Source organism: Rhizobium sp. NZLR10 (assembly GCF_019685125.1).
In the GTDB taxonomy this organism is placed as follows: domain Bacteria; phylum Pseudomonadota; class Alphaproteobacteria; order Rhizobiales; family Rhizobiaceae; genus Rhizobium.
On record NZ_JABDWE010000003.1, the window covers coordinates 254388 to 276231 of the forward strand.

23 protein-coding genes, 1 tRNA gene and 2 pseudogenes are annotated in these 21844 nt (G+C 61.6%); 14 read left to right on the plus strand and 12 right to left on the minus strand.

Features of this window, described 5'->3' with window-relative positions:
• Positions 1 to 38: 38 nt before the first annotated feature.
• The 5 genes and pseudogenes from HJB82_RS06860 to HJB82_RS06880 form a co-directional block, all read right to left on the minus strand.
• Entirely contained in the window at positions 39 to 626 is a 588-nt protein-coding gene (locus HJB82_RS06860; RefSeq protein WP_221139745.1) for a bifunctional 2-polyprenyl-6-hydroxyphenol methylase/3-demethylubiquinol 3-O-methyltransferase UbiG, read from the minus strand.
• Positions 616 to 948, minus strand: a complete 333-nt coding sequence (locus HJB82_RS06865; protein ID WP_207581037.1) for a type II toxin-antitoxin system RelE/ParE family toxin — start codon at positions 946 to 948, stop codon at positions 616 to 618. Before HJB82_RS06865 ends, HJB82_RS06860 begins: the two co-directional genes overlap by 11 nt.
• Complete coding sequence (locus HJB82_RS06870; RefSeq protein WP_221115737.1) at positions 935 to 1183, minus strand: type II toxin-antitoxin system ParD family antitoxin; 249 nt, start codon at positions 1181 to 1183, stop codon at positions 935 to 937. The genes HJB82_RS06865 and HJB82_RS06870 overlap by 14 nt, the downstream gene beginning before the upstream one ends.
• Positions 1184 to 1299: 116 nt before the next feature.
• Positions 1300 to 1518, minus strand: a pseudogene (locus tag HJB82_RS06875) (PIN domain-containing protein); the annotation flags it as partial.
• A gap of 66 nt (positions 1519 to 1584) precedes the next feature.
• Complete coding sequence (locus tag HJB82_RS06880; RefSeq protein WP_221115735.1) at positions 1585 to 2685, minus strand: branched-chain amino acid aminotransferase; 1101 nt, start codon at positions 2683 to 2685, stop codon at positions 1585 to 1587.
• Positions 2686 to 2997: 312 nt separating this feature from the next.
• On the opposite strand from HJB82_RS06880, the gene HJB82_RS06885 reads away from it, so the two are divergent.
• Entirely contained in the window at positions 2998 to 4218 is a 1221-nt protein-coding gene (locus HJB82_RS06885) for a PLP-dependent aminotransferase family protein (protein ID WP_221115734.1), read from the plus strand.
• 293 nt (positions 4219 to 4511) lie between these two features.
• Here the strand turns inward: HJB82_RS06885 and HJB82_RS06890 are convergent, their stop codons facing one another.
• A complete protein-coding gene (locus tag HJB82_RS06890; RefSeq protein ID WP_221139746.1) occupies positions 4512 to 5570 on the minus strand; it encodes an aldo/keto reductase in 1059 nt (352 codons plus the stop codon).
• A gap of 144 nt (positions 5571 to 5714) precedes the next feature.
• Between HJB82_RS06890 and HJB82_RS06895 the strand changes: the two are divergent.
• The 7 genes and pseudogenes from HJB82_RS06895 to HJB82_RS06925 form a co-directional block, all read left to right on the plus strand.
• Positions 5715 to 6233: pseudogene (locus tag HJB82_RS06895) on the plus strand (TOBE domain-containing protein); the annotation flags it as partial.
• A 560-nt stretch (positions 6234 to 6793) separates the two neighbouring features.
• Positions 6794 to 7903 (plus strand): endonuclease/exonuclease/phosphatase family protein, encoded by a 1110-nt coding sequence (locus HJB82_RS06900; protein WP_207581031.1) that lies wholly within the window; start codon positions 6794 to 6796, stop codon positions 7901 to 7903.
• 8 nt (positions 7904 to 7911) lie between these two features.
• On the plus strand, positions 7912 to 8682 hold the full coding sequence (locus HJB82_RS06905; protein ID WP_221139747.1) for an NUDIX hydrolase: 771 nt from the start codon (positions 7912 to 7914) through the stop codon (positions 8680 to 8682).
• A 235-nt stretch (positions 8683 to 8917) separates the two neighbouring features.
• Complete coding sequence (locus tag HJB82_RS06910; RefSeq protein ID WP_207581029.1) at positions 8918 to 9829, plus strand: PhzF family phenazine biosynthesis protein; 912 nt, start codon at positions 8918 to 8920, stop codon at positions 9827 to 9829.
• Between the two features lie 221 nt (positions 9830 to 10050).
• Positions 10051 to 10126 (plus strand) — tRNA-Lys (locus tag HJB82_RS06915).
• A 154-nt stretch (positions 10127 to 10280) separates the two neighbouring features.
• Complete coding sequence (locus HJB82_RS06920) at positions 10281 to 10577, plus strand: hypothetical protein (RefSeq protein ID WP_221139748.1); 297 nt, start codon at positions 10281 to 10283, stop codon at positions 10575 to 10577.
• A 60-nt stretch (positions 10578 to 10637) separates the two neighbouring features.
• The gene (locus tag HJB82_RS06925; RefSeq protein WP_221139749.1) at positions 10638 to 10940 is read left to right on the plus strand and encodes a hypothetical protein; all 303 of its coding nucleotides are present in this window, start codon (positions 10638 to 10640) and stop codon (positions 10938 to 10940) included.
• A gap of 252 nt (positions 10941 to 11192) precedes the next feature.
• Here HJB82_RS06925 and HJB82_RS06930 read toward each other — a convergent pair whose 3' ends face one another.
• Complete coding sequence (locus HJB82_RS06930) at positions 11193 to 11504, minus strand: hypothetical protein (RefSeq protein ID WP_207581026.1); 312 nt, start codon at positions 11502 to 11504, stop codon at positions 11193 to 11195.
• Positions 11505 to 11818: 314 nt separating this feature from the next.
• Here HJB82_RS06930 and HJB82_RS06935 point away from each other — a divergent pair, with 314 nt between their 5' ends.
• Both HJB82_RS06935 and chrA read left to right on the plus strand, forming a co-directional pair.
• Entirely contained in the window at positions 11819 to 12634 is an 816-nt protein-coding gene (locus tag HJB82_RS06935; protein WP_207581025.1) for a chromate resistance protein ChrB domain-containing protein, read from the plus strand.
• A gap of 1 nt (position 12635) precedes the next feature.
• Positions 12636 to 14057 carry a chromate efflux transporter gene (gene chrA / locus HJB82_RS06940; protein WP_207581024.1) on the plus strand — a complete coding sequence of 474 codons (1422 nt, stop codon included), beginning with the start codon at positions 12636 to 12638 and terminating at the stop codon, positions 14055 to 14057.
• A 91-nt stretch (positions 14058 to 14148) separates the two neighbouring features.
• Here chrA and HJB82_RS06945 read toward each other — a convergent pair whose 3' ends face one another.
• Entirely contained in the window at positions 14149 to 15480 is a 1332-nt protein-coding gene (locus tag HJB82_RS06945; protein WP_207581023.1) for a hemolysin family protein, read from the minus strand.
• A gap of 183 nt (positions 15481 to 15663) precedes the next feature.
• Positions 15664 to 16047, minus strand: coding sequence for a VOC family protein (locus HJB82_RS06950; protein WP_207581022.1), 384 nt, complete (start codon positions 16045 to 16047; stop codon positions 15664 to 15666).
• A 316-nt stretch (positions 16048 to 16363) separates the two neighbouring features.
• Between HJB82_RS06950 and HJB82_RS06955 the strand changes: the two genes are divergently transcribed.
• Complete coding sequence (locus HJB82_RS06955) at positions 16364 to 16690, plus strand: RcnB family protein (RefSeq protein WP_221115731.1); 327 nt, start codon at positions 16364 to 16366, stop codon at positions 16688 to 16690.
• 269 nt (positions 16691 to 16959) lie between these two features.
• Here HJB82_RS06955 and HJB82_RS06960 read toward each other — a convergent pair whose 3' ends face one another.
• From HJB82_RS06960 to HJB82_RS06970, 3 genes are all read right to left on the minus strand, one after another.
• Positions 16960 to 17127: a hypothetical protein gene (locus HJB82_RS06960; protein WP_207581020.1), complete on the minus strand. Its 168-nt coding sequence runs from the start codon at positions 17125 to 17127 to the stop codon at positions 16960 to 16962.
• Positions 17124 to 18329 carry a GTP-binding protein gene (locus HJB82_RS06965; protein ID WP_221139750.1) on the minus strand — a complete coding sequence of 402 codons (1206 nt, stop codon included), beginning with the start codon at positions 18327 to 18329 and terminating at the stop codon, positions 17124 to 17126. Before HJB82_RS06965 ends, HJB82_RS06960 begins: the two co-directional genes overlap by 4 nt.
• 119 nt (positions 18330 to 18448) lie before the next feature.
• A complete protein-coding gene (locus HJB82_RS06970) occupies positions 18449 to 19474 on the minus strand; it encodes a zinc ABC transporter substrate-binding protein (RefSeq protein ID WP_311044138.1) in 1026 nt (341 codons plus the stop codon).
• Between the two features lie 102 nt (positions 19475 to 19576).
• Between HJB82_RS06970 and znuC the strand changes: the two genes are divergently transcribed.
• The 3 genes from znuC to HJB82_RS06985 are packed head-to-tail and all read left to right on the plus strand — an operon-like array spanning position 19577 to position 21703.
• Complete coding sequence (gene znuC / locus HJB82_RS06975; protein WP_207581018.1) at positions 19577 to 20500, plus strand: metal ABC transporter ATP-binding protein; 924 nt, start codon at positions 19577 to 19579, stop codon at positions 20498 to 20500.
• On the plus strand, positions 20493 to 21308 hold the full coding sequence (gene znuB / locus HJB82_RS06980) for a zinc ABC transporter permease subunit ZnuB (protein WP_207581017.1): 816 nt from the start codon (positions 20493 to 20495) through the stop codon (positions 21306 to 21308). The genes znuC and znuB overlap by 8 nt, the downstream gene beginning before the upstream one ends.
• Positions 21305 to 21703 carry a Fur family transcriptional regulator gene (locus HJB82_RS06985; RefSeq protein ID WP_207581016.1) on the plus strand — a complete coding sequence of 133 codons (399 nt, stop codon included), beginning with the start codon at positions 21305 to 21307 and terminating at the stop codon, positions 21701 to 21703. Before znuB ends, HJB82_RS06985 begins: the two co-directional genes overlap by 4 nt.
• Positions 21704 to 21844 lie beyond the last annotated feature (141 nt).

Consider the following 21844-nt stretch of genomic DNA (forward strand, 5'->3'; position numbering starts at 1 on the left):
GCTGCTGCAGTTTAAGGCCGGGGCGAAAGCTTCGGCCTTTATCGTTCCGCGCTCACCGTCAGCCAGCGGGTCGGCTTGCCATCATAGCCGCCGCCGTCGCTTTCCTCGATGGCGATGTTGTACCAGCCGTCTTTTTTCAGCAATTCCGACAGCCATTCGGCGGACGGATAGTTGTAATAACGCCCGAGGCCGTCAAGGCCTTCCGCTTCTCCCGCCTTGAAGCTTGCGTGGAGGAAGCCGCCGATTTTCAGGGCGCGGCGGATGCGGGCGAAGACATCGGGCAGTTCAGCCCTCGGGACGTGGAGAAGGCTCGCATGTGCCCAGACGCCGTCGAAGGCGCTGTCGGCGTCGAGCTCCTGGAACAGCATGACCTTGACCGGCCTGCCGATCCGCACTTCCGCCTGTCTGGCAAGCTCGGCGGAGCCATCCGTCGGTGTCACCTCGAAACCCTGCGACAGCATGTAGGCGCTGTCCTGCCCGCCGCCGCAGCCGAGTTCGAGGATTGCGCCACCCGGTGCAATACCGGCGAGGAAGGCATCGAGCTGCTGCCTCGGCAGGCTGCGTGCCCGGTCGGCGTATGTCTCGGCGTTTTTCTCGTAAAAGGCGGAGGTCGTGTCACGAGGCATGCGGGTCGGCCGTTCGGGGGCGTCGGTTGGATTGAAGGTGTCTCTCGGGAAGCCGGTCGGCGCCGATAATGTCGATGACCAGGATGCCTTCCGGTATCTCGCGGTAGAAGGCGACATGGCGCATGTGGAGGAGGCGCCGAAGGCCGGCGCCGAGTTCGTCGCACTCGTCTCCCATGGAGGGCACGCGCGAAAGAAGCACGAAAATTCTGTCCCAATCGAGAAGATAGGCATCCGCCTGCGCCTCGCCGAAATGCAGGCTGGCATATTCGTCGATGCCCGACAACACGGCGTCTGCGGTTCGGGTCAGCCTATAGGTGGTCACGCAGCTTCGCCTTCGTTTCCAGCAGAATATCGGCAATGCGCCGGTCGCTGATGCCGCTTTCCTCAGCCAGCCTCAGAATCTCGCGCAGTTCTTCGTCATCGAGCTTGCGGTGGTTTTGATCCTTCAGGACGAGTTCCGCCAGAAATGCGCCGGCACTGCTGTATCTGCCGCTTGCAACACGGCGTGCGACGTATTCGGCCAGATCATCCGGAAGGGAGATCGTCATTTTCGCCATTGAATTCAGTGCCGCCCGTCCATGCCGGTGTCGGCGTCCCCGATGCCAGATTACCATTTCCCACTTTATCATAGAAGCGTTGAGCGCCGCCGTCGAACACTTGGGTCACATCAAGGTCAGTCTTTTTTATCGATGGAGACGACCCGCTCGAAATCCTTGAAATGGACGTCGCAGGTCAGAATATCTGCATCATGGTGCTCGGCCGTCGCGTAAATGATCGCATCAGCGGTGGCAAGTTTGAGGGCTGCCGATATCTCCGCGGCACGGTGGGCAAGCGTCGTGTCGAGGGGCACCACCATGCATCTCGCGGTATAGGCGATGAAGCTGTCGATGGCGGGCGACGGACAGCGGCGCCTACCCTGTCGGTGTTGACGCCGCCGTTCGCGTGGAACGTCCGAAGTTCAGGTCGGGATCAAGCGCGTCCAGCCGTGCGCATCGTTCGTTACGCCCTTTTGCAGACTGACGAGTTGTTGGCGCAGTTCGCTGGTCAACTTGCCGGTCTGTCCGTCTCCGACCAGAAACTCGCCGCCGGCATGTCGAACCAGGCCGATGCCCGCCAGGACGGCGGCAGTGCCGCAAGCGAACGCTTCGACGAGCCTGCCACTGGCAGCGTCGTCTTGCCATTCCGCGAACGAGTAGGGGCGCTGCTCGACGCGCAAGCCCTTTTCTTCGGCGAGCACGATCACGGAAGCCCGGGTGATGCCCGGCAGGATCGTGCCGCCAAGGGGCGGGGTCACCACTGATCCATCGTTCATCACGAAGAAGACGTTCATGCCGCCGAGTTCTTCGACCCAGCGATGCTCTGCGGCGTCCAGGAAGACCACCTGATCGCAACCCTTTTTGGTCGCCTCGGCTTGCGCCACGAGGCTGGCTGCGTAGTTTCCGCCGCATTTTGCAGCGCCGGTGCCGCCGGCGGCTGCACGTGTGTATTCGGTCTCGACCCATAGGGAAACCGCCTTTGCGCCGCCCTTGAAGTAGGCGCCGACCGGAGAGGCGATGATGCAGAAGACATATTCCTGAGCCGGACGAACGCCGAGAAACGCCTCGTTGGCGAACATGAAGGGGCGAAGGTACAGGCTGGCGTCGCCGGACGGAATCCAGGCCTTGTCAACGCGGACCAGTTCTTCGACCGCCTTCAGGAAGAGTTCTTCGGGCACAGGAGGCATCGCCATGCGGGTCGCCGACTGCGCGAAGCGGCGTGCGTTCTCTTCAGGCCGAAAGAGCAGAATCCGGCCATCATCCGCCTTGTAGGCTTTCATGCCCTCGAAGATTTCCTGAGCATAGTGCAGCACGGCGCTCGCAGGATCGAGCTCCAGGGGCCGCCTCGGCGTAACCTTTGCATCGTGCCAGCCATCTTCGGCAGTCCATCGTGCCAGGACCATATGATCCGTGAAGAGCTTGCCGAAACCGGGAGTCTCGAGTGCCTGGATGCGATCGGCGTCCGAGACGGGAGACTTGTGGAGTTCGATTTTGATTTCAGGGGAGGCTGACGTCACGGTCATTTCTGGCACCTTGATAGTAAATTGAATAGTGGCGACACTACCGCCGCCGAGTAGGTCTTGAAAGGGTCTGAATCAGCCGGTTTCGACTTTGATCAGAGGAATAACCGTTTGATGTGGCTGACGTCGAGCAGCAAATTCGCAACCGATGCCTTCGACATCGGATGGCGGCTACATCAAGTGAACTCCCGAACATCAAAGGCTTTTGAATATAAGATTCCAACATGTCACCATGACAAGAAAATAGGTCAGCATTGTTGACATAAATTCCCCGGCATGGTCTGCTGCAGGGAATAGAAAATACGAGGAAACCCCATGCTGAACTGGGACACCATGTTTGCGTCGCGCTCGTCGCGCATGCGCGCATCCGAGATCCGCGAGCTTTTGAAGCTTCTCGACCGACCTGACATCATTTCCTTTGCTGGCGGCATTCCGGATCCGGCGTTGTTTCCCGATCAGGAGTTCAAGCAGGCCTATGCCGATATTTTCGCTGGCGCTGCCGTCAATTCGGCGCTGCAATATTCGGTCAGCGAAGGCTACAAGCCGCTGCGCGAATGGCTGGTCCGGCAGATGGCCGATCTCGGCATTCCCTGCGAACTCGACAATGTCTTCATCGTCTCCGGCTCGCAGCAGGGCCTCGATTATCTCGGCAAGTTGTTCCTGTCGCCGAACGATACCGCGCTGGTGACATGGCCGACCTATCTTGGCGCGCTGCAGGCCTTCAACGCCTATGAGCCGGCCTACGACCAGTTGACACCGAACGGCAACCGAACGCCGGACTCCTACCGCGCGGCCGCAGCGGCAGCCGGCGGCAAGGTGAAGTTCGCCTATCTCTCCGCCGACTTCTCCAACCCGACCGGCGAAACGGTCGATCTCGATGGCCGCCGGAAGGTTTTGGCGCTGGCCGAAGAACTTGAGATCGCCGTCATCGAAGACGCCGCCTATCAGTCGTTGCGTTACGACGGCGACCCGATCCCGCCGATCCTGGCGCTGGAGATCGCCGAGAAGGGGCATATCAACGATACGCGCACGATCTATTGCGGCAGCTTCTCGAAGACGCTGGCGCCCGGCCTTCGCGTCGGCTTCGTCGTCGCAAATGCCCCCGTCATCCGCAAGCTGGTGCTGATGAAACAGGCGGCCGACCTGCATTCTTCGACGATCAACCAGATGGCAATTGCCGATGTCGCCGAGCGCGGCTTCGATGCCCAGGTCGCCAAGATCAAGGCCACCTACAGCCGTCGCCGCGACTGCATGCTGGCGGCGCTCGAGAAATATATGCCCAAGGGCACCAGCTGGACGAAGCCGGAAGGCGGCATGTTCATCTGGATCACACTGCAGGAAGGCATGGACGGCGCCAAGCTGTTGGCGAAATCGCTCGAAACCGCCAAGGTCGCCTTCGTGCCCGGCAAGGCCTTCTTCGCCGATGGTTCGGGCGCCAACACCTTCCGCGTCAGCTTCTCGTGCGCCAACGAGCAGATGATCGAGGACGGCATCGGTCGCCTGGGCGCGCTGATTGCGGCCGAGATCGGCGGCTGATCGCTGCAGGTTGCGGCGAGGGTGGGCGTGGCGTGCGCGCGAGCTGGGGAGAAGATGCCGGCAGGCAGATGAGGGGGTGAGCGGCGAACGCCGCGAATGCGCCGAGCGCAAGCGAAGGCAAGCAAAGGCCCGCCGTGTGGCCCCCTCATCCGACCCTTCGGGCCCCCTTCTCCCCGGTGGGGAGAAGGGGGAGCAGCCAGCCAGCGCCAATCAGAAGATCGTCGTCCAGCCTTCGTTCGCCGTTTCGCTCTTGCCGTAGCCGACGCGGTCGACCACGGCGCCGTCATGATCGCCTATCGCTGAAGATGCGGGCCGAAAAGCTCGAGATCGGCTTCACCGAGCCTGTCGCTGACCGTGTTCAGCTGATGCCAATAGGGATAGATCACCGGCGGCAGGCTGACGGCGTCGAGGCGCTTGCGCTCCTCGCCCGTGAGCGTCAGTTCGGCGGCGGCGATGTTGTCGCGGAACTGGGCGTCGGTGCGGCCGCCGATGATGACCGAGGTCACTGCCTTGCGGCCGATCAGCCATGCGAGCGCCACCTGGGCGGCTGAGACGCCACGTTCCTCGCCGATCGCGACCAGCGTCTCGACGATATTCCAGAGGCGGTTTTCGTCGCGGATCGGCGGTTCGGTCCAGCCGGCGAACTGGCGCGTGCCTTCGGGAGCGGCCTGGTTGCGGCGATGCTTGCCGGAAAGCAGGCCGCCGGCAAGCGGGCTCCAGACCAGCACGCCGAGGCCCTGGTCGATTGCGATCGGCAGCAACTCGTATTCGGCGTCGCGGGCTTCCAGCGTATAATGGATCTGCTGGCTGATGAAGCGCTGGTAGCGGTGCTCGTTGGCAATGCCAAGCGCCTTCATGATGTGCCAGCCGGAATAGTTCGAGCAGCCGACGTAACGCACCTTGCCCTGCTTGATCAGGGCGTCGAGGGCTTCCATCGTCTCTTCGAGCGGCGTCTGGCCGTCCCATTCATGCACCTGGTAGAGGTCGATGACATCGGTCTTCAGGCGTTTGAGGCTCGCTTCGCATTCCCGAATCAGGTGGTAGCGCGACAGGCCCTGGTCGTTCGGGCCGTCACCCATGCCGAAACGGGCCTTGGTGGCCAGCAGCACGCCTTGCGGCCGTTTGCCGGAGAGCACATCGCCGATGATGTTTTCGCATTCACCATTGGAATAAGCATTGGCGGTGTCGATCAGGTTGATGCCGGCATCGATGCACATATCGATCATCTTGCGCGCCTCCGAGACGCCGAGGTCACCGACGGTCTTCGCCCATCCGACGCCGCCGAAGGTCATTGTGCCCATGGTCAATGTGGAGATCTTCAGGCCGGAACGGCCGAGCGAACGATATTCCATTGAAACTCCTCCTTCATCGAAAAATGATTGACGTACCGCAAAGCGGCTCGATGGCAATGGCCGGGCGTTCACGCCTGCGTGAAGCGCTCGCGTTAGCTTACGCTTTCAATTAATTCCAAGCGAGGATCATCAAACGGTCTCTTCGCCAATCTCGACCAGCATCTGAAACAGGAGATGGAGGAGACTTTTCGCGAGTTTCACCAGCGCTCCGGCGCGACAATGATCTACGTCACCCACGACCAGAGCGAGGCGATGGCGCTGGCAACCGACGTCGCCGTGATGTCCGAAGGCCGCCTGCTGCAGGTGGCGCCGCCGGCCGAGATCTACGCACGGCCGGAGGGGCATGTTGTCGGAGGGCTGATCGGGCGAGGGGCCGTCCTTACGCTGCCGGTCATGGGAAGCGAACGCCATCTGGAGTGGGACGAGCTGCAGGATGCACTGCAGGCGGCCAATACCGATGGCGCCGATATCCTGGTGCGGCCGGAGGATGTGATCATCGGCGGCGAGGGGGCTCCGGCAGTTGTCGAAACCGTGCTGTTCGAAGGCGAGCGCTATGCCGTCAAACTCACGCTCGGCAACGGCTAGACGCTGCGCGCTTTCAGCCGCGTGGCTGTCTTGCCCGGTGAAGCGGTGCGCGTCGTCATCCGCGCCGGGTGGCGGCTTGATGGAGGAAGTCTCGACTTTTACGGTGAGCCAGTTGAAGATCGGCAATATAAGATTGAAAATCGCGGTTATCTTCTTACGAATCGCCAAAAAATGAATATCTCTTCCGAATTCGATCTAGCCATCCATGATGTAAAGCAAACGGCTAAGTTATTACGAACGCAATGGACTAAGCAAAACCCCCGCGATAATCAGTTTATTGAGGGACCATACTCGCATTCCAGTTCAAGTAAGGCGTATTCGATCCGTTTTCGTGCTTTCGGCGGTTCTTTTGAGTGCCGCGAGCGTGCTTCAGGGATGCCCATCTTTACAGCCGCAGAAACGGGATGGCGAATGGAAAACCCGAACGTTTAAGCCAAGTGAATTACATGGCAGTTCGAGCAACGGGAGCTCATCGAGCAGTTCCAATAGCGCGCCGAGCCAACCTCACGACTCCGCCACCTCAAGCCCGCCCAGCCATATCTAGGCGCAGAGGGCATTTGTCCGCAACTTTCTTGGCCGCGCCACCTTTTCCTGCGGCGATTGCCGGTTAAGGTACTGCTCGCAACCGGACTCCTGCCATGTCGCTTCGCCTCGCCACCTTCAATGTCGAAAATCTCCTGACCCGTTTCGATTTCACCGGCTTTCGCAACCAGCTACGCCAGGACCGCGTCATCAAGCTTTTCGAGGTGTCGAGCGAGGGTGTCTATCAGCAGCTTGAGCAGGCGCGGGTGATCGCCGCCACCGACGACACCAGGCAGATGACGGCGTTGGCGATCGCCGATGCGGATGCCGATATCCTCTGCCTGCAGGAAATCGATAATATGGCCGCCCTTCAAGCCTTCGAATATGGTTATCTCTTCCGCATGGTCGGAAACGGCTACCGGCAGAAATATCTGGTGGAGGGTAATGACAGCCGCGGCATCGATGTCGCCGTGCTGATGCGCGAGGAAACGCGCGACGGCCAGAAGATCGAGCTCAGGGGTATAAGAAGCCATGCGATGACGACCTATCGCGATCTCGATCTCTTCGACGAGGAGCTGGCGCTTACCAACCGCGTCGACGACAAAATCTTCAAACGCGACTGCCTGGAACTCGATCTTCTGATCGGTGGTCGGCCGTTCTCGCTCTATGTCGTGCATTTCAAGTCGATGGGCAATCCGCGCGACGGGCTGGACGGGCGGCAATCGACGATGCCGATCCGCCGCGCCGAGGCGCGCGCTGTGCGGCGCATCATCGAGGATCGCTTCGGTGCGGATCAAGCCGGCGCGAGGAGCTTCGCCATCTGCGGCGACATGAACGATTATCAGGAGCGCGTCGATGTCATCGGCCGCCGCGGGGCCGGCTATCGTTTCGAGCACCACGATGAGGCCGAGAGCGCACTCGACGTTTTCAGCCATGACGGCTTTGCCGAAAACGTCGTGCGCCGCCGCGAGCCCCTCGACCGTTGGACGCTCTATCACGCGCGCGGGCCGCAGGAGCAGTGGCTCTGCCAGCTCGATTATCTCTGGCTTTCACCTGATCTCGCCGCCCACAATGCCGGCCGCCTGCCGGAAATTGTCCGCAGCGGCCAACCCTACCGCACCATCTTCCCGCCGGGGCAGGAGGTGGAACGTTACCCGCGCACCGGCTGGGACAGGCCGAAAGCGTCCGATCATTGCCCCGTTGTCATGACACTGGATCTCCCCTGAAAGCGAACATGAAAACGAATTTGAACATGAAATTTCCGACGAGCGACCTTTCCGATGATTTCGCCGGCTGGCCGCCGGAGGCGACGGTTTTCCCGATCGCCGGCGTTAATCTGCGCGTCCTGCCCGGCAGCCATCCCTTCGTCCTCGCCGAGGAGGCAGCGATCCGCGAAAACTGGGCCAGGGAAACGGCCGCCAACCCGGCGCTGTTCGATGGGCGCTTGGTGTTCCAGCAGCGGCTGTCGTTCAGTGAAGACGGGATTGCGGGCGAGGGCTACGTTACTCCCTTTTCCGCTTTCATGTGGTGGCGCCGGCAGCCGCAGCGTCAGGGCGGCCTGCATATCTTTGCCTATCCGGTGCTCGAAAGCGCCGACGGCGCGCTGGTGGCGATCCGCATGGGCGCCCACACCGCCAATCCCGGCCAGGTCTATTTCGCCGCCGGCTCGCTGGAACAGGAGGACATCGTCGACGGGCGTTGCGACATCGAGGCCAATATGCGCCGCGAAGTCCACGAAGAGACAGGCCTGGACCTCGCCGACGCGGCGGCCGGGCCGGGGCTCTACGCCAGCTATTCCAGACGCACGGTAACGCTCATGCGGCTCTTCCGCTTCGACATGACGGCGGACGAGATGGTGAAGCGGATCGAAGCCCACATGCTGGTCGCCGAGGACAAGGAGATCGCCGGTGCGGTGGCCATCCGCTCGGCGGACCCCTCGGCGCATCCTTATAACATCTCGATGCTACCGGTGATTAGCTGGTATTTCGGCAAGGCGGGCGCATAAGAGGCGGGAGGCCGACCTCGTCCTTCGAGGCCACTGCGGGGCACCTCAGATGAGGTCGGAGAGAGGTCGCGGCATCCTCCAACGCCCCGCATCCTGAGGCACCCAGGCCAAAGACCGGAGCCTCGAAGGACAGGCCGCAGCTTTTGCTCCTTGCACCCATGCGGACTTAGCGCCTTGCACTCGGCCGTTTGGTCGGGCAGGTTGGCGGCGCGATGACCGATTCAAGGAGGCCGATGTGGCGCGAAGCTACAGCGTCTATGACGTGTTCACCGATCGAAAGCTTGCGGGCAACCCGCTGGCGGTGATCTTCGACGGCGACGATCTCAGCGACGAGGCGATGCAGGCGATCACCCGGGAGATCAATCTCTCCGAAACGGTGTTCGTGCAGCCTTCGAGCAATCCCGCCTATGCGGCGAAGCTCAGGATATTCACGCCCGGGCGCGAACTGCCGTTTGCGGGCCATCCGACGGTCGGTACGGCGGTGGCGCTGGCCGAGCGGGCGCATGGCGCTGCGACGCTCGATCTCGTTACGGTGCTTGAGGAAAATGTCGGGCCGGTGCGCTGCGCCGTGCGGCTTAGGGAGGGCGAGGCGAGTTTTGCGGAATTCGACCTGCCGCGTAAATCGCAGCCGGCCATCATGCCGCTCGACAAACTCGGCATGGCCGATGCGCTGTCGCTGAAGGTGACCGAGATCGGCTTCGAAAATCACGTGCCCTCGGTCTGGAGCGCCGGCGTTCCCTTCCTGCTCATCCCGGTGCACGATGTCGGAGCCGCGCAGCGGGTGGAATTCGATCCGCAGCTCTGGGAAAAGATCGTGCCCTTCGTCGACGGTGCGCTTGCCTCGGCCTATGTGTATTGCCGCGGCGGCGTCAACCACGTGGCGAAGTTCCATGCGCGCATGTTCGCAAGCGGCATGGGGATCGTCGAAGACCCGGCCACCGGCTCGGCGGCGGCAGCACTCTCCGGTGCCATCCACCATTTCGACCGGCTGACGGACGGGCATCACCCGATCATGATCGAGCAGGGCGTCGAGATGGGTCGGCCATCCTTCATCCACCTGCATATCGATGTCGACGGCGGGGCGATTTCCAATGCGCGGATCGGCGGCCAGGCGGTGCGACTGGCCAGCGGCACGCTCGACCTTTGATTTCACCAGAGCGCCGCGCGTCCGATAGCTAAGAACGCCTTATCGCTTTGAATCTGCGCATAATCCTTGCCGAAAATCGGTTCCGATGGTCGGGGTTGCGCGCTGCATTGCAGCCATGCCGAAAAATCTTCGCGATTAACCAAAGAAAATTCGCCGATGTGCTGGACAAGCCTGCCGATCCTGTTTATACGCCCCGTCACACCGCGCAACCAAGCGCGAACGGGTGATTAGCTCAGTTGGTAGAGCAGCTGACTCTTAATCAGCGGGTCGTAGGTTCGAGCCCTACATCACCCACCAAAATCTCTTGATAATATTGAATTATTTGAATTCAGGCCGGGTTTTCCGGCCTGCCGGAGACTGTTCCGGACTGGGCGGCATGGTCGGGCTGTCCGCAGGTCTGGCAGCGTCGATCCCAGCGCCCTATTTGCTCTCTCATAAGTGGGAGGGGTTCATGAGAAGCGTCATTCTAGCCACTGCGTTGTTGCTGCCGTTGCCGGCCTTTGCCGCTGGGGCGAAGGAGGTCAAGGCAAGCGAGCATAGCTGCAGCGAGCTTGCGCAGATTATCCGTCAGAATAAAAAGGTCTTTGTCCGCGTCGGCTTCGGTGGCCGCAGCTTCCGCTATCCGCCAGCGCAATGCAGCATGGGCGACAAGCGCGCGACGACGAGTTTTCGCGATGCGGGTGGGAAGCAGTGCATTCTCGACTATGTCTGTGTCTTCGATCCCGCGTCGCCCTATAACTTCCCTTAGCTTTTGAGGCATGAATCGGTGCGATGCCTCAACTTCATATCTGCATATTCAGGAGTTTTCATGAAAACCGTTGTGCTGGCCGTTGCGCTGTTGTTTCCGTCCGCAGCCCTCGCCGTCGAGGCGGTGGAAGTCAATGCCAAGGATCATAGTTGCGATGAGCTTTCCCAGATCATCCGCAAAGACAAAGCCGTTTTCGTGCGCATGGGCTTGGGTGGCCGCAGCTTTCGTTATCCACCGGCCAGGTGCAATCTGGGCGACAAGTACGAAACGGCGAGGTTAAGGGATGGCAACGGCAAAATTTGCCTTCTCGACTACCAGTGCGTGTACGATCCCCAGTCCTTCTATAACAGAATCCCGAAATAATTTCCGATTTCAATCGCTGATTTCAGCGTCATCACCGGCATGCATTCTTCGGTAACCCGCTCAAGAAAAAAGGCCGGGCGAAACTCGCACCGACCCTTCCTCGATCTGTCTCGATAACGGCTGCCAGTACATCCGTGGTCAGCCGTCAGAGACAAATTTATTATCCCTCAAATAGGGTTTGTTTCACAATGTTCAAGAGCCCACGGCAGAAAGAAGCCGGCGCTTTGCCGACTTCTTTCGAGTGAGCAACTGTTACTGCTGGGCAGGCGCCGCCGGCGTGGCCGGTGCCGGTGCTGGTGCCGGTGCAGGCGTTGCAGGGTTGTCAGTCGGAGCGATCGGCTTGGCCGGCGCCGGCTCGGATTGCGTCGTGGAGGCTGTTGTATCAGGGGATGTGCCGGGGGTGCTCCACTGCGAATAGGCGAATGCAGCGACAGCGATAACGGCCAATGCAGCGACCCAGACAACCCACGTATTATTGGTGCGCGGGCTAGGCGTGGTGCGCAGATCCAGATTTGGGTTCAGCGGGCGGTTCGGGTCGTTGGCATTATTGGGGTCGTACGTCATGGTACTTTCTCCTCTTTCGGTGAAAGAAGAATGCCGAAGTGGGCATTTTGTTCCGTGCAGGTGCCGGGAACCGGTTGCTATCAGGGGTTTCCGCGCCGCAGCCCGCCAGAATCGGCAGCCAGGGCCGTCTGCTTGTGGGCTTGCTTGCCCACAGCCGCTCCGACGTGAACGTTGCGCGTCTCTGTTCTATGCAAGCGTCCGCTTGACACGACGGGGTCTGTTGCCCATGGTTTTGCCATGGGGTCGCGATCACCCCACGAGGCGTCATGCTGAAGAATCGCGTCCAATAGTACCGATCAACGGAGGGACGCGTCATGCCGTCATTTCTCGAAATTTCCGCCGAAAAACTCAGCCGCCTCATCGGAACCCCCGGGGCGCCTTGCATTATCGATGTTCGCACCGAGGCGGACTTCGCACTCGATCCGCGCCTGGTTCCGGGCTCGATCCGGCGCGACCATGCCGAGGTCGCGTCCTGGGCGGGCAGCATCGATGCCGATGCCGTCGTTGTGGTCTGTCAAAAGGGCAGCAAGCTCAGCCATGGTGTGGCCGCCTATCTGCGCCATAGCGGGATCGACGCCGAAAGCCTCGAAGGCGGCTTCGAAGCCTGGATCGCTGGCGGAGCGGCGGTGCCTGATGAAAAGCTGCCGCCCCGCGACGCTGAAGGACGCACCGTCTGGGTGACGCGCGCGCGGCCGAAAATCGACCGCATTGCCTGTCCCTGGCTGATCCGGCGCTTCGTTGATCCGGACGCCGTCTTCCTGTTCGTCCCGGCGCCCGAAGTGTGTGCCGTCGGCGAGCGCTTCGGCGCCGTACCCTTCGATATCGAAGGCGTGTTCTGGAGCCATCGCGGCGAGCTCTGCACCTTCGACGTGATGGTCGAGGAATTCGGCCTGGCGTCCGAGCCGCTTCTGCGCCTGGCGCAGATCGTCAGGGCGGCGGATACCGCAAAGTTCGATCTTGCGCCCGAGGCGTCTGGCCTGCTTGCCGCTTCGCTCGGCCTCTCCAGGATGTATTCCGACGATCTGGAGCAGCTCGAGGCCGGAATGCTTCTCTACGATGCCTTCTTCCGCTGGTGCCGGGACGCGACCGAGGAAACCCACAACTGGCCCGCGCCGAAGAAGAGGGCATGAGATGGCCGAGATGACAGACAATGGCCCTACGGGCCAAACGGTGGAGAGAAATGCGGGAGAAGGGCATCACCACGGCGTCTCGTTCGGCGAAGCCTTCAAGGTGTGGCTGCGCGTCGCCGCCTTGAGCTTCGGTGGCCCGGCCGGCCAGATCGCCGTCATGCACCGGATCATTGTCGACGAGAAGCGATGGATCGGCGAGCATCGTTTTCTGCATGCGCTGAATTATTGCATGCTGCTTCCCGGCCCCGAGGCGCAGCAACTCGCCGTCTATATCGGCTGGCTGATGCACCGCACGCTGGGCGGTCTCGTCGCCGGCCTGCTGTTCGTGCTGCCGGGATTCCTGTCGATCCTCTGCCTCAGCTATATTTACGCGGCTTATGGCAGCGTCGGCATCGTCGCCGGTGTGTTTTTCGGGCTGAAGGCAGCGGTGCTTGCCGTCGTCGTGCAGGCCGTCATCCGCATCGGCGGCCGCGCCCTCAGAAACAACGTCATGCTCCTGATTGCGGCCGTGGCCTTCGTCGCTATCTTCTTCTTGCACGTGCCGTTCCCGCTGATCGTGCTTGCCGCCGGTATGAGCGGCTTCATCGGCGGCAGGTTCGGGCTTGCCGCCTTCAGGCCGGGTGGCGGCCACAAGGCTGGGAGCGGTTCGATGCTTTCGGATGCCGAGTCTGCGCTCGGGGACGGCATACCTGATCATGCGCGTCCCAATCTCGCCTGGTCGCTGCGTATGTCGGCAGCTCTGCTTGCTCTCTGGCTTTTACCCATCGCCGCCCTCTATGCAGCGTTCGGGGCACACGACGTCTTCACCGAGATCGGTCTGTTCTTCAGCAAGATGGCGGTCGTCACCTTCGGCGGCGCCTATGCCGCGCTCGCCTATGTCGCGCAGGAAGCCGTGCAGCGTTTCGGCTGGCTGAAACCCGGCGAGATGCTGGATGGCCTGGGGATGGCCGAGACGACGCCGGGGCCGCTGATCATGGTGCTTCAGTTCGTTGGCTTCATGGGCGCCTACCGCAATCCCGGATCGCTCGATCCGATGTTCGCCGCCACGCTTGCGGCAATCTTGACGACCTGGGTCACGTTCGTGCCCTGTTTCCTGTGGATTTTCCTCGGCGCGCCGTTCATCGAAAAACTGCGCGGCAATGTGGCGCTCGCCGGCGCGATGTCGGCGATCACGGCGGCTGTGGTCGGGGTCATTCTCAACCTCGCCATCTGGTTTGGCCTGCACACGCTGTTTGCCGAGGTCGCGACCGTCCGCCTTGGCGGCCTGCGGCTCGATATCCCCGTGCTGCAATCGGCCGTGCCGGCGGCAATGGCGCTGTCGGCCGCCGCCGCCATCGCGATCTTCCGGTTCAAGACATCGGTCATCACGACGTTGCTTGCCTGTGCGATATCGGGAATGCTTTGGACGCTGGCGGTAAGCTAGAGCGCTTTCAAAGGTCCGCAGCGGTAGCGTCCAGAATAGCGCAAAAATCAGTAAACTAAGCATTTCTGAGTGGGAGAAAAACCGAAATTCTTTAGGCTCCCACCCCGTCTGCGGGGATGCGCGTCGCCAGCATCTTGTCGATGCGCATGCCGTCCATGTCGAGCACTTCGAAACGCCAGCTGTCGAACACGAAGGTTTCGCCGGCTTCGGGGATATGCTGGAGCTGGTGCAGCGCGAAGCCCGCAAGCGTATGGAAATCCGCATCCGGGCGATCGCGCAGGCCCAGCCGTTCGAAGGCGTCGAAGGCCGGCATCATTGCATCGATCAACAGCGATCCGTCTTCCCGCACGACGATGTCGGGCTCCTCATTGGATCCCGGCAGATCGCCGGCGATGGCTTCGAGCAGATCTGTCTGGGTGACGATGCCTTCGAGGCTGCCATATTCGTCGATAACGATGGCGAGCCGGACAGGTGAGGCCTTGAAACTGTCGAGCACACGCACGACCGAGGTGCCCTCGTGCAGCACCAGCGGTTGCTTGATCACCGCCATCGGCCGGACCTTGCCGCCGTCGAGAACCTGGTCGAGAAGATCCTTCTTCAACACCATGCCGATCGGTTCGTCGATCGAGCCGCGGGCGACCAGCAATTGTTCGTGGCTGCATTCGCGGATGGTTTTCAGGATCTCCGCCTCGCTGTCATCGGCGTCGAACCATTCGATATCGAGACGCGGGGTCATGATGTCGGAGATCGGCCTGTCGCCGATGTTGAAGACTCGCTCGACAAGCTGCTGCTGCACCTGGTTGAGAAGGCCGGCCTCCTGGCTTTCGGCGACCAGCAGCTTGAGCTCCTGCGGCGAATGGAACGACGATTCCCCGGTTCCGGCACGAAGACCCACACCCCGCAAAACCAGGTTCCCCATGCCGTTCAGAGCAAAGATCGCCGGCTTGAACAGCACCAGGAAAAGCCCGAGCGGACGCACCACGGCAAGCGAAGTGGCTTCGCTGCGCTGAAGCGCCAGGCTTTTCGGTGCAAGCTCGCCGAGCACGATGTGAAGTGCTGTGATGATGACGAAGGCAATGACGATGGCGACGGTATGTGCACCTGTGGTCGCCCATTGTCCGGGCAGCCAGGACAGCAGAGGTTCGACCAGGTGGGCAAGCGCCGGTTCGCCGACCCAGCCCAGCGCCAGCGACGAGATGGTGATGCCGAGCTGGGTGGCTGCGAGGTTGGCGTCGAGATTGTCGACGGCGCGCTGAAGGGCTGAGGCATTCATGCGGCCGGCCGCGGCAAGTTCGGTGACACGACTGCGCCTCACCGAGACCAGCGCGAATTCGGCGGCGACGAAGAAGCCATTGGCTGCGACGAGAAGTAGCACGGCTAGTATCCCGACATAGTCGAAGAGCCCGCCCGCGGATTCGGACATGTTTTCCCTACCTCTGAAATGATGCTAGCCCGAAACTACACGCTCGCACACATGTAGCAAGGCGCAGCCGCCGTTCTTCCAGTGATGATGCCGATGCCGGCCCACCGCGTCAGATGATGTGCGCGGTTGCCCGATGCGGTGCACAAGAGGGCGCAGCCGACCGCATGATCGATGCCGTGGCGTTCATCTCTTCGGCGCCTCGAAGAGTTCGATCGGGTTTCCGGCCGGATCATCGAGCACGATCTGCTTGCCACCCATGCCTTGCACGATCTCGTTGCGAAAACGCGCGCCCGCCTGGCGCAGCGTCGCGACCTCCGCCTCCAGGTCGCCGACCTCGATCTGGATGCGATTCCATCCGCCGGGTTCAGGTTTTCGCCCGTCGGGCATTGGCTGGGAAGCTCCGCCCGGTCCCGTCGTGCCGCTGACGAGCAGACGAAACCCGTCCTTGGTCAGGATGGCGAAGGAGGGCGCGGGGTGAAGCGCAATCGAGAAGCCAAGATGTTTCGTATAGAATTCCAACGCGGCGTCGACGTCGTCGACGATGTAACGCATGCTGATGCCGGGCATAGGTTTCCTCCATTGTTATCGAGCGATCCCGCACGACGGTCCGGCGGCGCAAAGCTCCTGATCGGGTCCGCGGAGAAACGCTCCATGATTTTGAATCTGCGCCCAATCCTTCCGAAAATCGAATCCGATCTTCGGACTCCGCCGATCACGACGTCTCGAATAAAACGGCTGCTCGGCATGGCGTATAAGGCTAATCTAAAATATAAGCGCCGAGCTACAGGCTACAGATTCCGTTACGAAAGTTTAATTTAAATTTCAGTTTCGGTTCATCTTTTCGGGCCTAGTTCTCTCCCGTGCCCAACACGAGGAACCCCACATGAAAAAGATTTTTGCAGCTCTCCTTTCCGCTTCCTTCCTTCTCTCCCCGATGGTTGTCTCCCAAGCCAGCGCCGATGATTATCGCCGTCCGCCTGTCGTCGTGCAGAAGAAGGTGATCGTCGAGAAAACGGTCGTCCGGCCGCACTGGAAGAAGGGGTACCGCGTCAACGCCAGCGAGCGCCGCCGGTTTCACGACGTCAACGACTACCGCCGCTACCGGCTGGCTGCGCCGCCGCGCGGCTATCGCTGGGTCCGGGCCGACAACGACTACCTGCTGATCGGCGTCACCAGCGGTGTGATCTCCAGCATTATTGCTGGTCGCTGATTGGTGGATATGAGGAGGGCGGCTTCGGCCGCCCTTTCAGATTTTGGGAGTAAGGTGGAGATCCTGGCTGGAGTGGGTATTTTGTCTCGATAGAGCGCCATCGCTTCCCCCACTGCTCATTCCTGTTCCTGTCACAGGAATCCAGCCACCGCGCGTCCGCGCGGTAAGGACTTGGGCGCTCTGGATCCCTGTAGCGAGCACAGCGATGAGGGTGGGCTGGATCCCTGTGACGAGCACAGGGATGAGGGTGGGGTGAGGTGACGCCTGCGCTAATTCTTCCGGCGCACGGCGGCGATGATGCCAAGCAACCCCTTCGGACTTCCGGCATCGACCTTTACATCCTCATCATGCGCCGACGGATGCAGCCCCTTGATCGGTGGCAACGGATCACACTCCGTGCAGACGCAGCGGTAGGGTTTGATTGCCGTTGCCTTCATGCCGCCTGGCGGTTCCAGCTGGCGAAAGGGTCGGGCAGGTTTCGCCAGCGCTCGGGCGCGAAGACTTCGGTTTCGACGAGACAGGCGTCGAGCTCTCTTCTGATCCAGGTCTCGTCCATGGGGTCGGCGCCGATGAAGACGATCTCCTGGCGACGGTCGCCCCAGACGGGGTCGAGATAGGGGCTGATGGCGCGCAGGAAGCCCGGCTCGTCCGGCCATTGTTCGCGCGGCACCGATGCCCACCACAGACCCATCTTGCCGGTGCGGACGATCGCGCCCGCCTGGCTGATTTCGCCGACGTGATGCGGGCGCGTCGCCAACCAGAAGAAGCCTTTGGCGCGCACCACGCCCGGCCATGTCCTGTCGAGAAGGGCTTGCAATTTTGCCGGATGGAAGGGACGCTTCTCGCGATAGACGAAGGAGCGGATACCGTATTCTTCGGTCTCCGGCACATAGTCGCGGAAACCGTGCAGTTCCTTGTACCAGAGCGGATGGGTCTCCGCCTTTGATATGTCGAAGCGGCCGGTGCCGAGCACCTCCTTGAGCGCCACCTTGCCGAAATCCGCCTCGATCAGCTTCACATCGGGGTTGAGGCCGATGATGATTTTCCGCGCGGCGTCGCGTTCCGTCTCACTTGCCGTGCCGATCTTGTTCAGCACCACGATATCGGCGAATTCGATCTGCTCGACCAGCAGGTCGACGATGGTCCTGTCGTCGCCGTCGCCCGCCGTTTCACCGCGGTCGGCGAGGAAATCGGCCGATGCGTAGTCGGCGAGCAGATTGGCGGCATCGACGACCGTCGCCATCGTATCGAGCCTTGCGACGTCCGAAAGGCTTTGGCCGTTCTCGTCGCGAAATTCGAAGGTGGTGGCGACGGGCAGGGGCTCGGCGACGCCCGTGGATTCGATCAGCAGGTAGTCGAAGCGGCCCTGATCGGCGAGCTGGCGTACCTCCTTCAGCAGGTCGTCGCGCAGCGTGCAGCAAATACAGCCATTGGTCATCTCGACCAGTTGCTCCTCCGTGCGCGAGAGATTGGCGCCGCCATCGCGCACCAGACTAGCGTCGATGTTCACTTCGCCCATGTCGTTGACGATGACGGCGACGCGCAGACCCTCGCGATTGGCGAGCACATGGTTGAGTAGCGTCGTCTTGCCGGCGCCGAGAAAACCTGAAAGCACCGTGACGGGAAGTCTGTTGTTCATGGGACCTCATCAGATTATTATTAATGTTATATCATTACCTATGAATTGCCGAAAAAAAGCGGAACGGGGTTGTCCGCCTCTTTCCGCCTCAGCTCTCTCCGCGCGTCGCCGCATGGTGGTCATGCGTTGGAGAGACAGTCCTTCATGCTGTTGGCGATGCCGCGCATGAGGGTGAAGTAGAGATCAGGACCGGCCTTCAGCGTAGCGGCTTCGGGGTCGAGCACGGCTGACTTGGCGCGTGTGCCCTCGATGACGACATCGACGAGCCGCGGCTCGAACTGCGGCTCGGCAAAGACGCAAGTTGCGCCAAGCTCGCCAACCTTGCTGTGGATTTCCGAGACGCGCTCGGCGCCGGGGATGGTTTCCGGGCTGACGGTGATCGAGCCGGCGACGCGGATGCCGTAGCGGTGCTCGAAATATTGGTAGGCGTCGTGGAAGACGATGAAAGGTTTGTCCTTGACGGGAGCGACGGCGGCGGCGATCTCCTTGTCCAGCGCCGTCAGCCGGTCGTCCAGCGCCTTGGCATTGGCCTGATAGGTCAGCGCATTGGCGGGATCGGCGGCGACCAGCGTCGTGGTGATCATGGTGGCCATCGCCTTGGCGTTCATCGGATCGAGCCAGAGATGTGTGTCGAAGGCGCCGTGGTCGTGATCATGGTCGGCTTCGGCGCCATGTGCGGCTTCGGCCTCGCTATGTTCATCGCCGTCGTCATGCGGCTCGAATGCGCCGCCCTCGCGAAACGGCAGCTTCACGAGGCCGGGCGCGTCGTCGAGTGCTGCGATGCTGGCATCCGAACCCAAAGCCTGCAGCGGTTTTTCGAGGAAGGCCTCGAGGCCGGGGCCAACCCAGAAGATCACCTTGGCTTCCTGCAAGGCCCGCGCGTTCGAGGGCTTCAGATTGTAGGTGTGCGGCGAGGCGGCGCCGTCGACGATCAGTTCCGGCTCGCCCACACCTTGCATGATCGCCGAGACCAGCGAATGGATCGGCTTGATCGAGGTGACGACGACAGGCGCATCCGCCGCACGCATCGTGCCGGCAAAGAACAGAGCGGGGATTACCAAAGCCGGGATTGCCAAAGCCGGGATTGCAAGAACCGGCATTCTGAGGGCCAGCATTTTGAGGGCAGACCCCAAGGCGCGTTTCATTGGCATGCTCCGCTTGAATTCAAATTGTTATGTTATTACATCAATTGCGTTATGCTATAACGTGTGCGATAGCAGGACGCAACAGCACTTTCGGAAAATTTGATGCTCTCTCCCGCAAAGCCCCCCGCTGGTATCAGGGCCGAACCGCTGGTTTCGCTTGAGAATGTCGGCGTCCTTCGCAATGGCCGCTGGCTGGTGCGCGGCGTCGAATTTTCCGTGTCGCGCGGCGAGATCGTCACGCTGATCGGGCCGAACGGCTCCGGCAAGTCGACCAGCGCCAAGGCGGCGATCGGCGTGTTGAAGCCCAATGAGGGCAGGGTGGAGCGCAAGGCCGGCCTCAAAGTGGGCTACGTCCCGCAGAAGCTCTCAATCGACTGGACGCTGCCGCTTTCGGTGCGCCGGTTGATGACGCTGACCGGCCCGCTGCCGGAGCGTGACATGCTTTCGGCGCTCGAATCCGCCGGCGTCGCTCATATGCTTGATGCCGAGGTGCAGCATCTCTCCGGCGGCGAATTCCAGCGGGCGCTGATGGCCCGCGCGATTGCCCGCAAACCCGATCTGCTGGTGCTCGACGAGCCGGTGCAGGGGGTTGATTTCTCAGGCGAGATCGCGCTCTACGACCTTATTAAGTCGATCCGCAATGCGACTGGCTGCGGCATCCTGCTGATCTCGCACGATCTCCACGTCGTCATGGCCGAGACCGATACGGTCATCTGCCTCAACGGCCATGTCTGCTGCCGCGGCACGCCGGAGGCTGTCAGCCGCAGCCCGGAATATGTGCGCCTGTTCGGCAGCCGGGCGGCGCAGACGCTTGCCGTCTACAGCCATCACCACGACCATACGCACCTGCCGGATGGGCGCGTGCAGCATGCCGACGGCACGGTCACCGATCACTGCCACCCCGACGACGGACATCACGCGCATGACCACGATCATGCGCACGACCACGCTCATGATCATGACGATCACCATGGACATGAGCACTCGCATGCCCATTCTCACAGTGGGGAGGGCCGCCATGCTTGACGATTTCTTCGTGCGCGCCATCCTTGCCGGCGTCGGCCTGGCGCTGACGACGGGGCCGCTCGGCTGCTTCATCATCTGGCGGCGCATGGCCTATTTCGGTGATACGATCGCTCATTCGGCGCTGCTCGGCGTCGCGCTGTCGCTGCTCTTCGAACTCAATCTGACGCTGGCGGTCTTTGCCGTCGCCGCGCTCGTGTCGGTGCTGCTGCTCTTCCTGCAGAAGCGCCAGGCGCTGTCGGCCGATGCGCTGCTCGGCATCCTCTCGCATGCCACACTGGCAATCGGCCTGGTCATGGTCGCCTTCATGAGCTGGGTGCGGATCGATCTCATCGCCTTCCTGTTCGGTGATATTCTCGCCGTTTCCCCGACCGACATCGCGCTGATCTGGGGTGGCGGGCTCTTCGTGCTCGTGGCAATGGCCTGGCTCTGGCGGCCGCTGCTCGCGGCAACCGTCAATGCCGAGCTTGCCGAGGCCGAGGGGCTGAAGCCGGAGCGCGCGCGGCTGTTCTTTATGCTGCTGATGGCCGTCGTCATTGCCATCGCCATGAAGATCGTCGGCATCATGCTCATCACCTCGCTGCTGATCATTCCGGCGGCTGCGGCTCGGCGCTTTTCGGCGACGCCGGAGATCATGGCGGTGCTCTCCTCGCTGATCGGAGCTGTGGCCGTTGTCGGCGGGCTGTTCGGCTCGCTCACCTACGACACGCCGTCGGGCCCCTCGATCGTGGTCGCGGCGCTGATCCTCTTCATGTTCAGCCTGCTTCCCGTCAGGCGGCACCGCGCGGTCATGCAAGGACAAGGCTCATGACGACACCGCAACTCACCAAGAACCAGTCGCTGGTCTTTGATGTGCTCGAAAAGGCCGAAGGGCCGCTCAGCGCCTATACCATCCTTGACAAGCTACGCGACCACGGTTTTCGCGCGCCGCTGCAAGTCTACCGGGCGCTGGAAAAACTGCTCGAATACGGCGTCGTGCACCGGCTCGAAAGCATCAATTCCTTCGTCGCCTGTGCCCATCCCGGCGACGACTGCCACAGCCACGGCATCGTCGCCTTCGCCATCTGCGAAAGCTGCGGCCAGGTGACGGAATTCCACGACCACGAGGTCGACCACCGGCTGATGAGCTGGGTGCGCGGGCAGAAGTTCAAGCCGGAGAAGACGACGATCGAGATCCGCGGATTGTGCGAGACCTGCGCGGCGTGAAGCGAGGGATGCCCGCAAGCCTCAAATGCGCTGAGCGTAGGTGAGGGGGCTACACGGCGCATCCTTCATTACCCTTCGCTTGTGCAGAGTGCATTCGCGGTTTGCCCCCATATATGCAAGGCTGCAGGCTCGCGCTCGCCG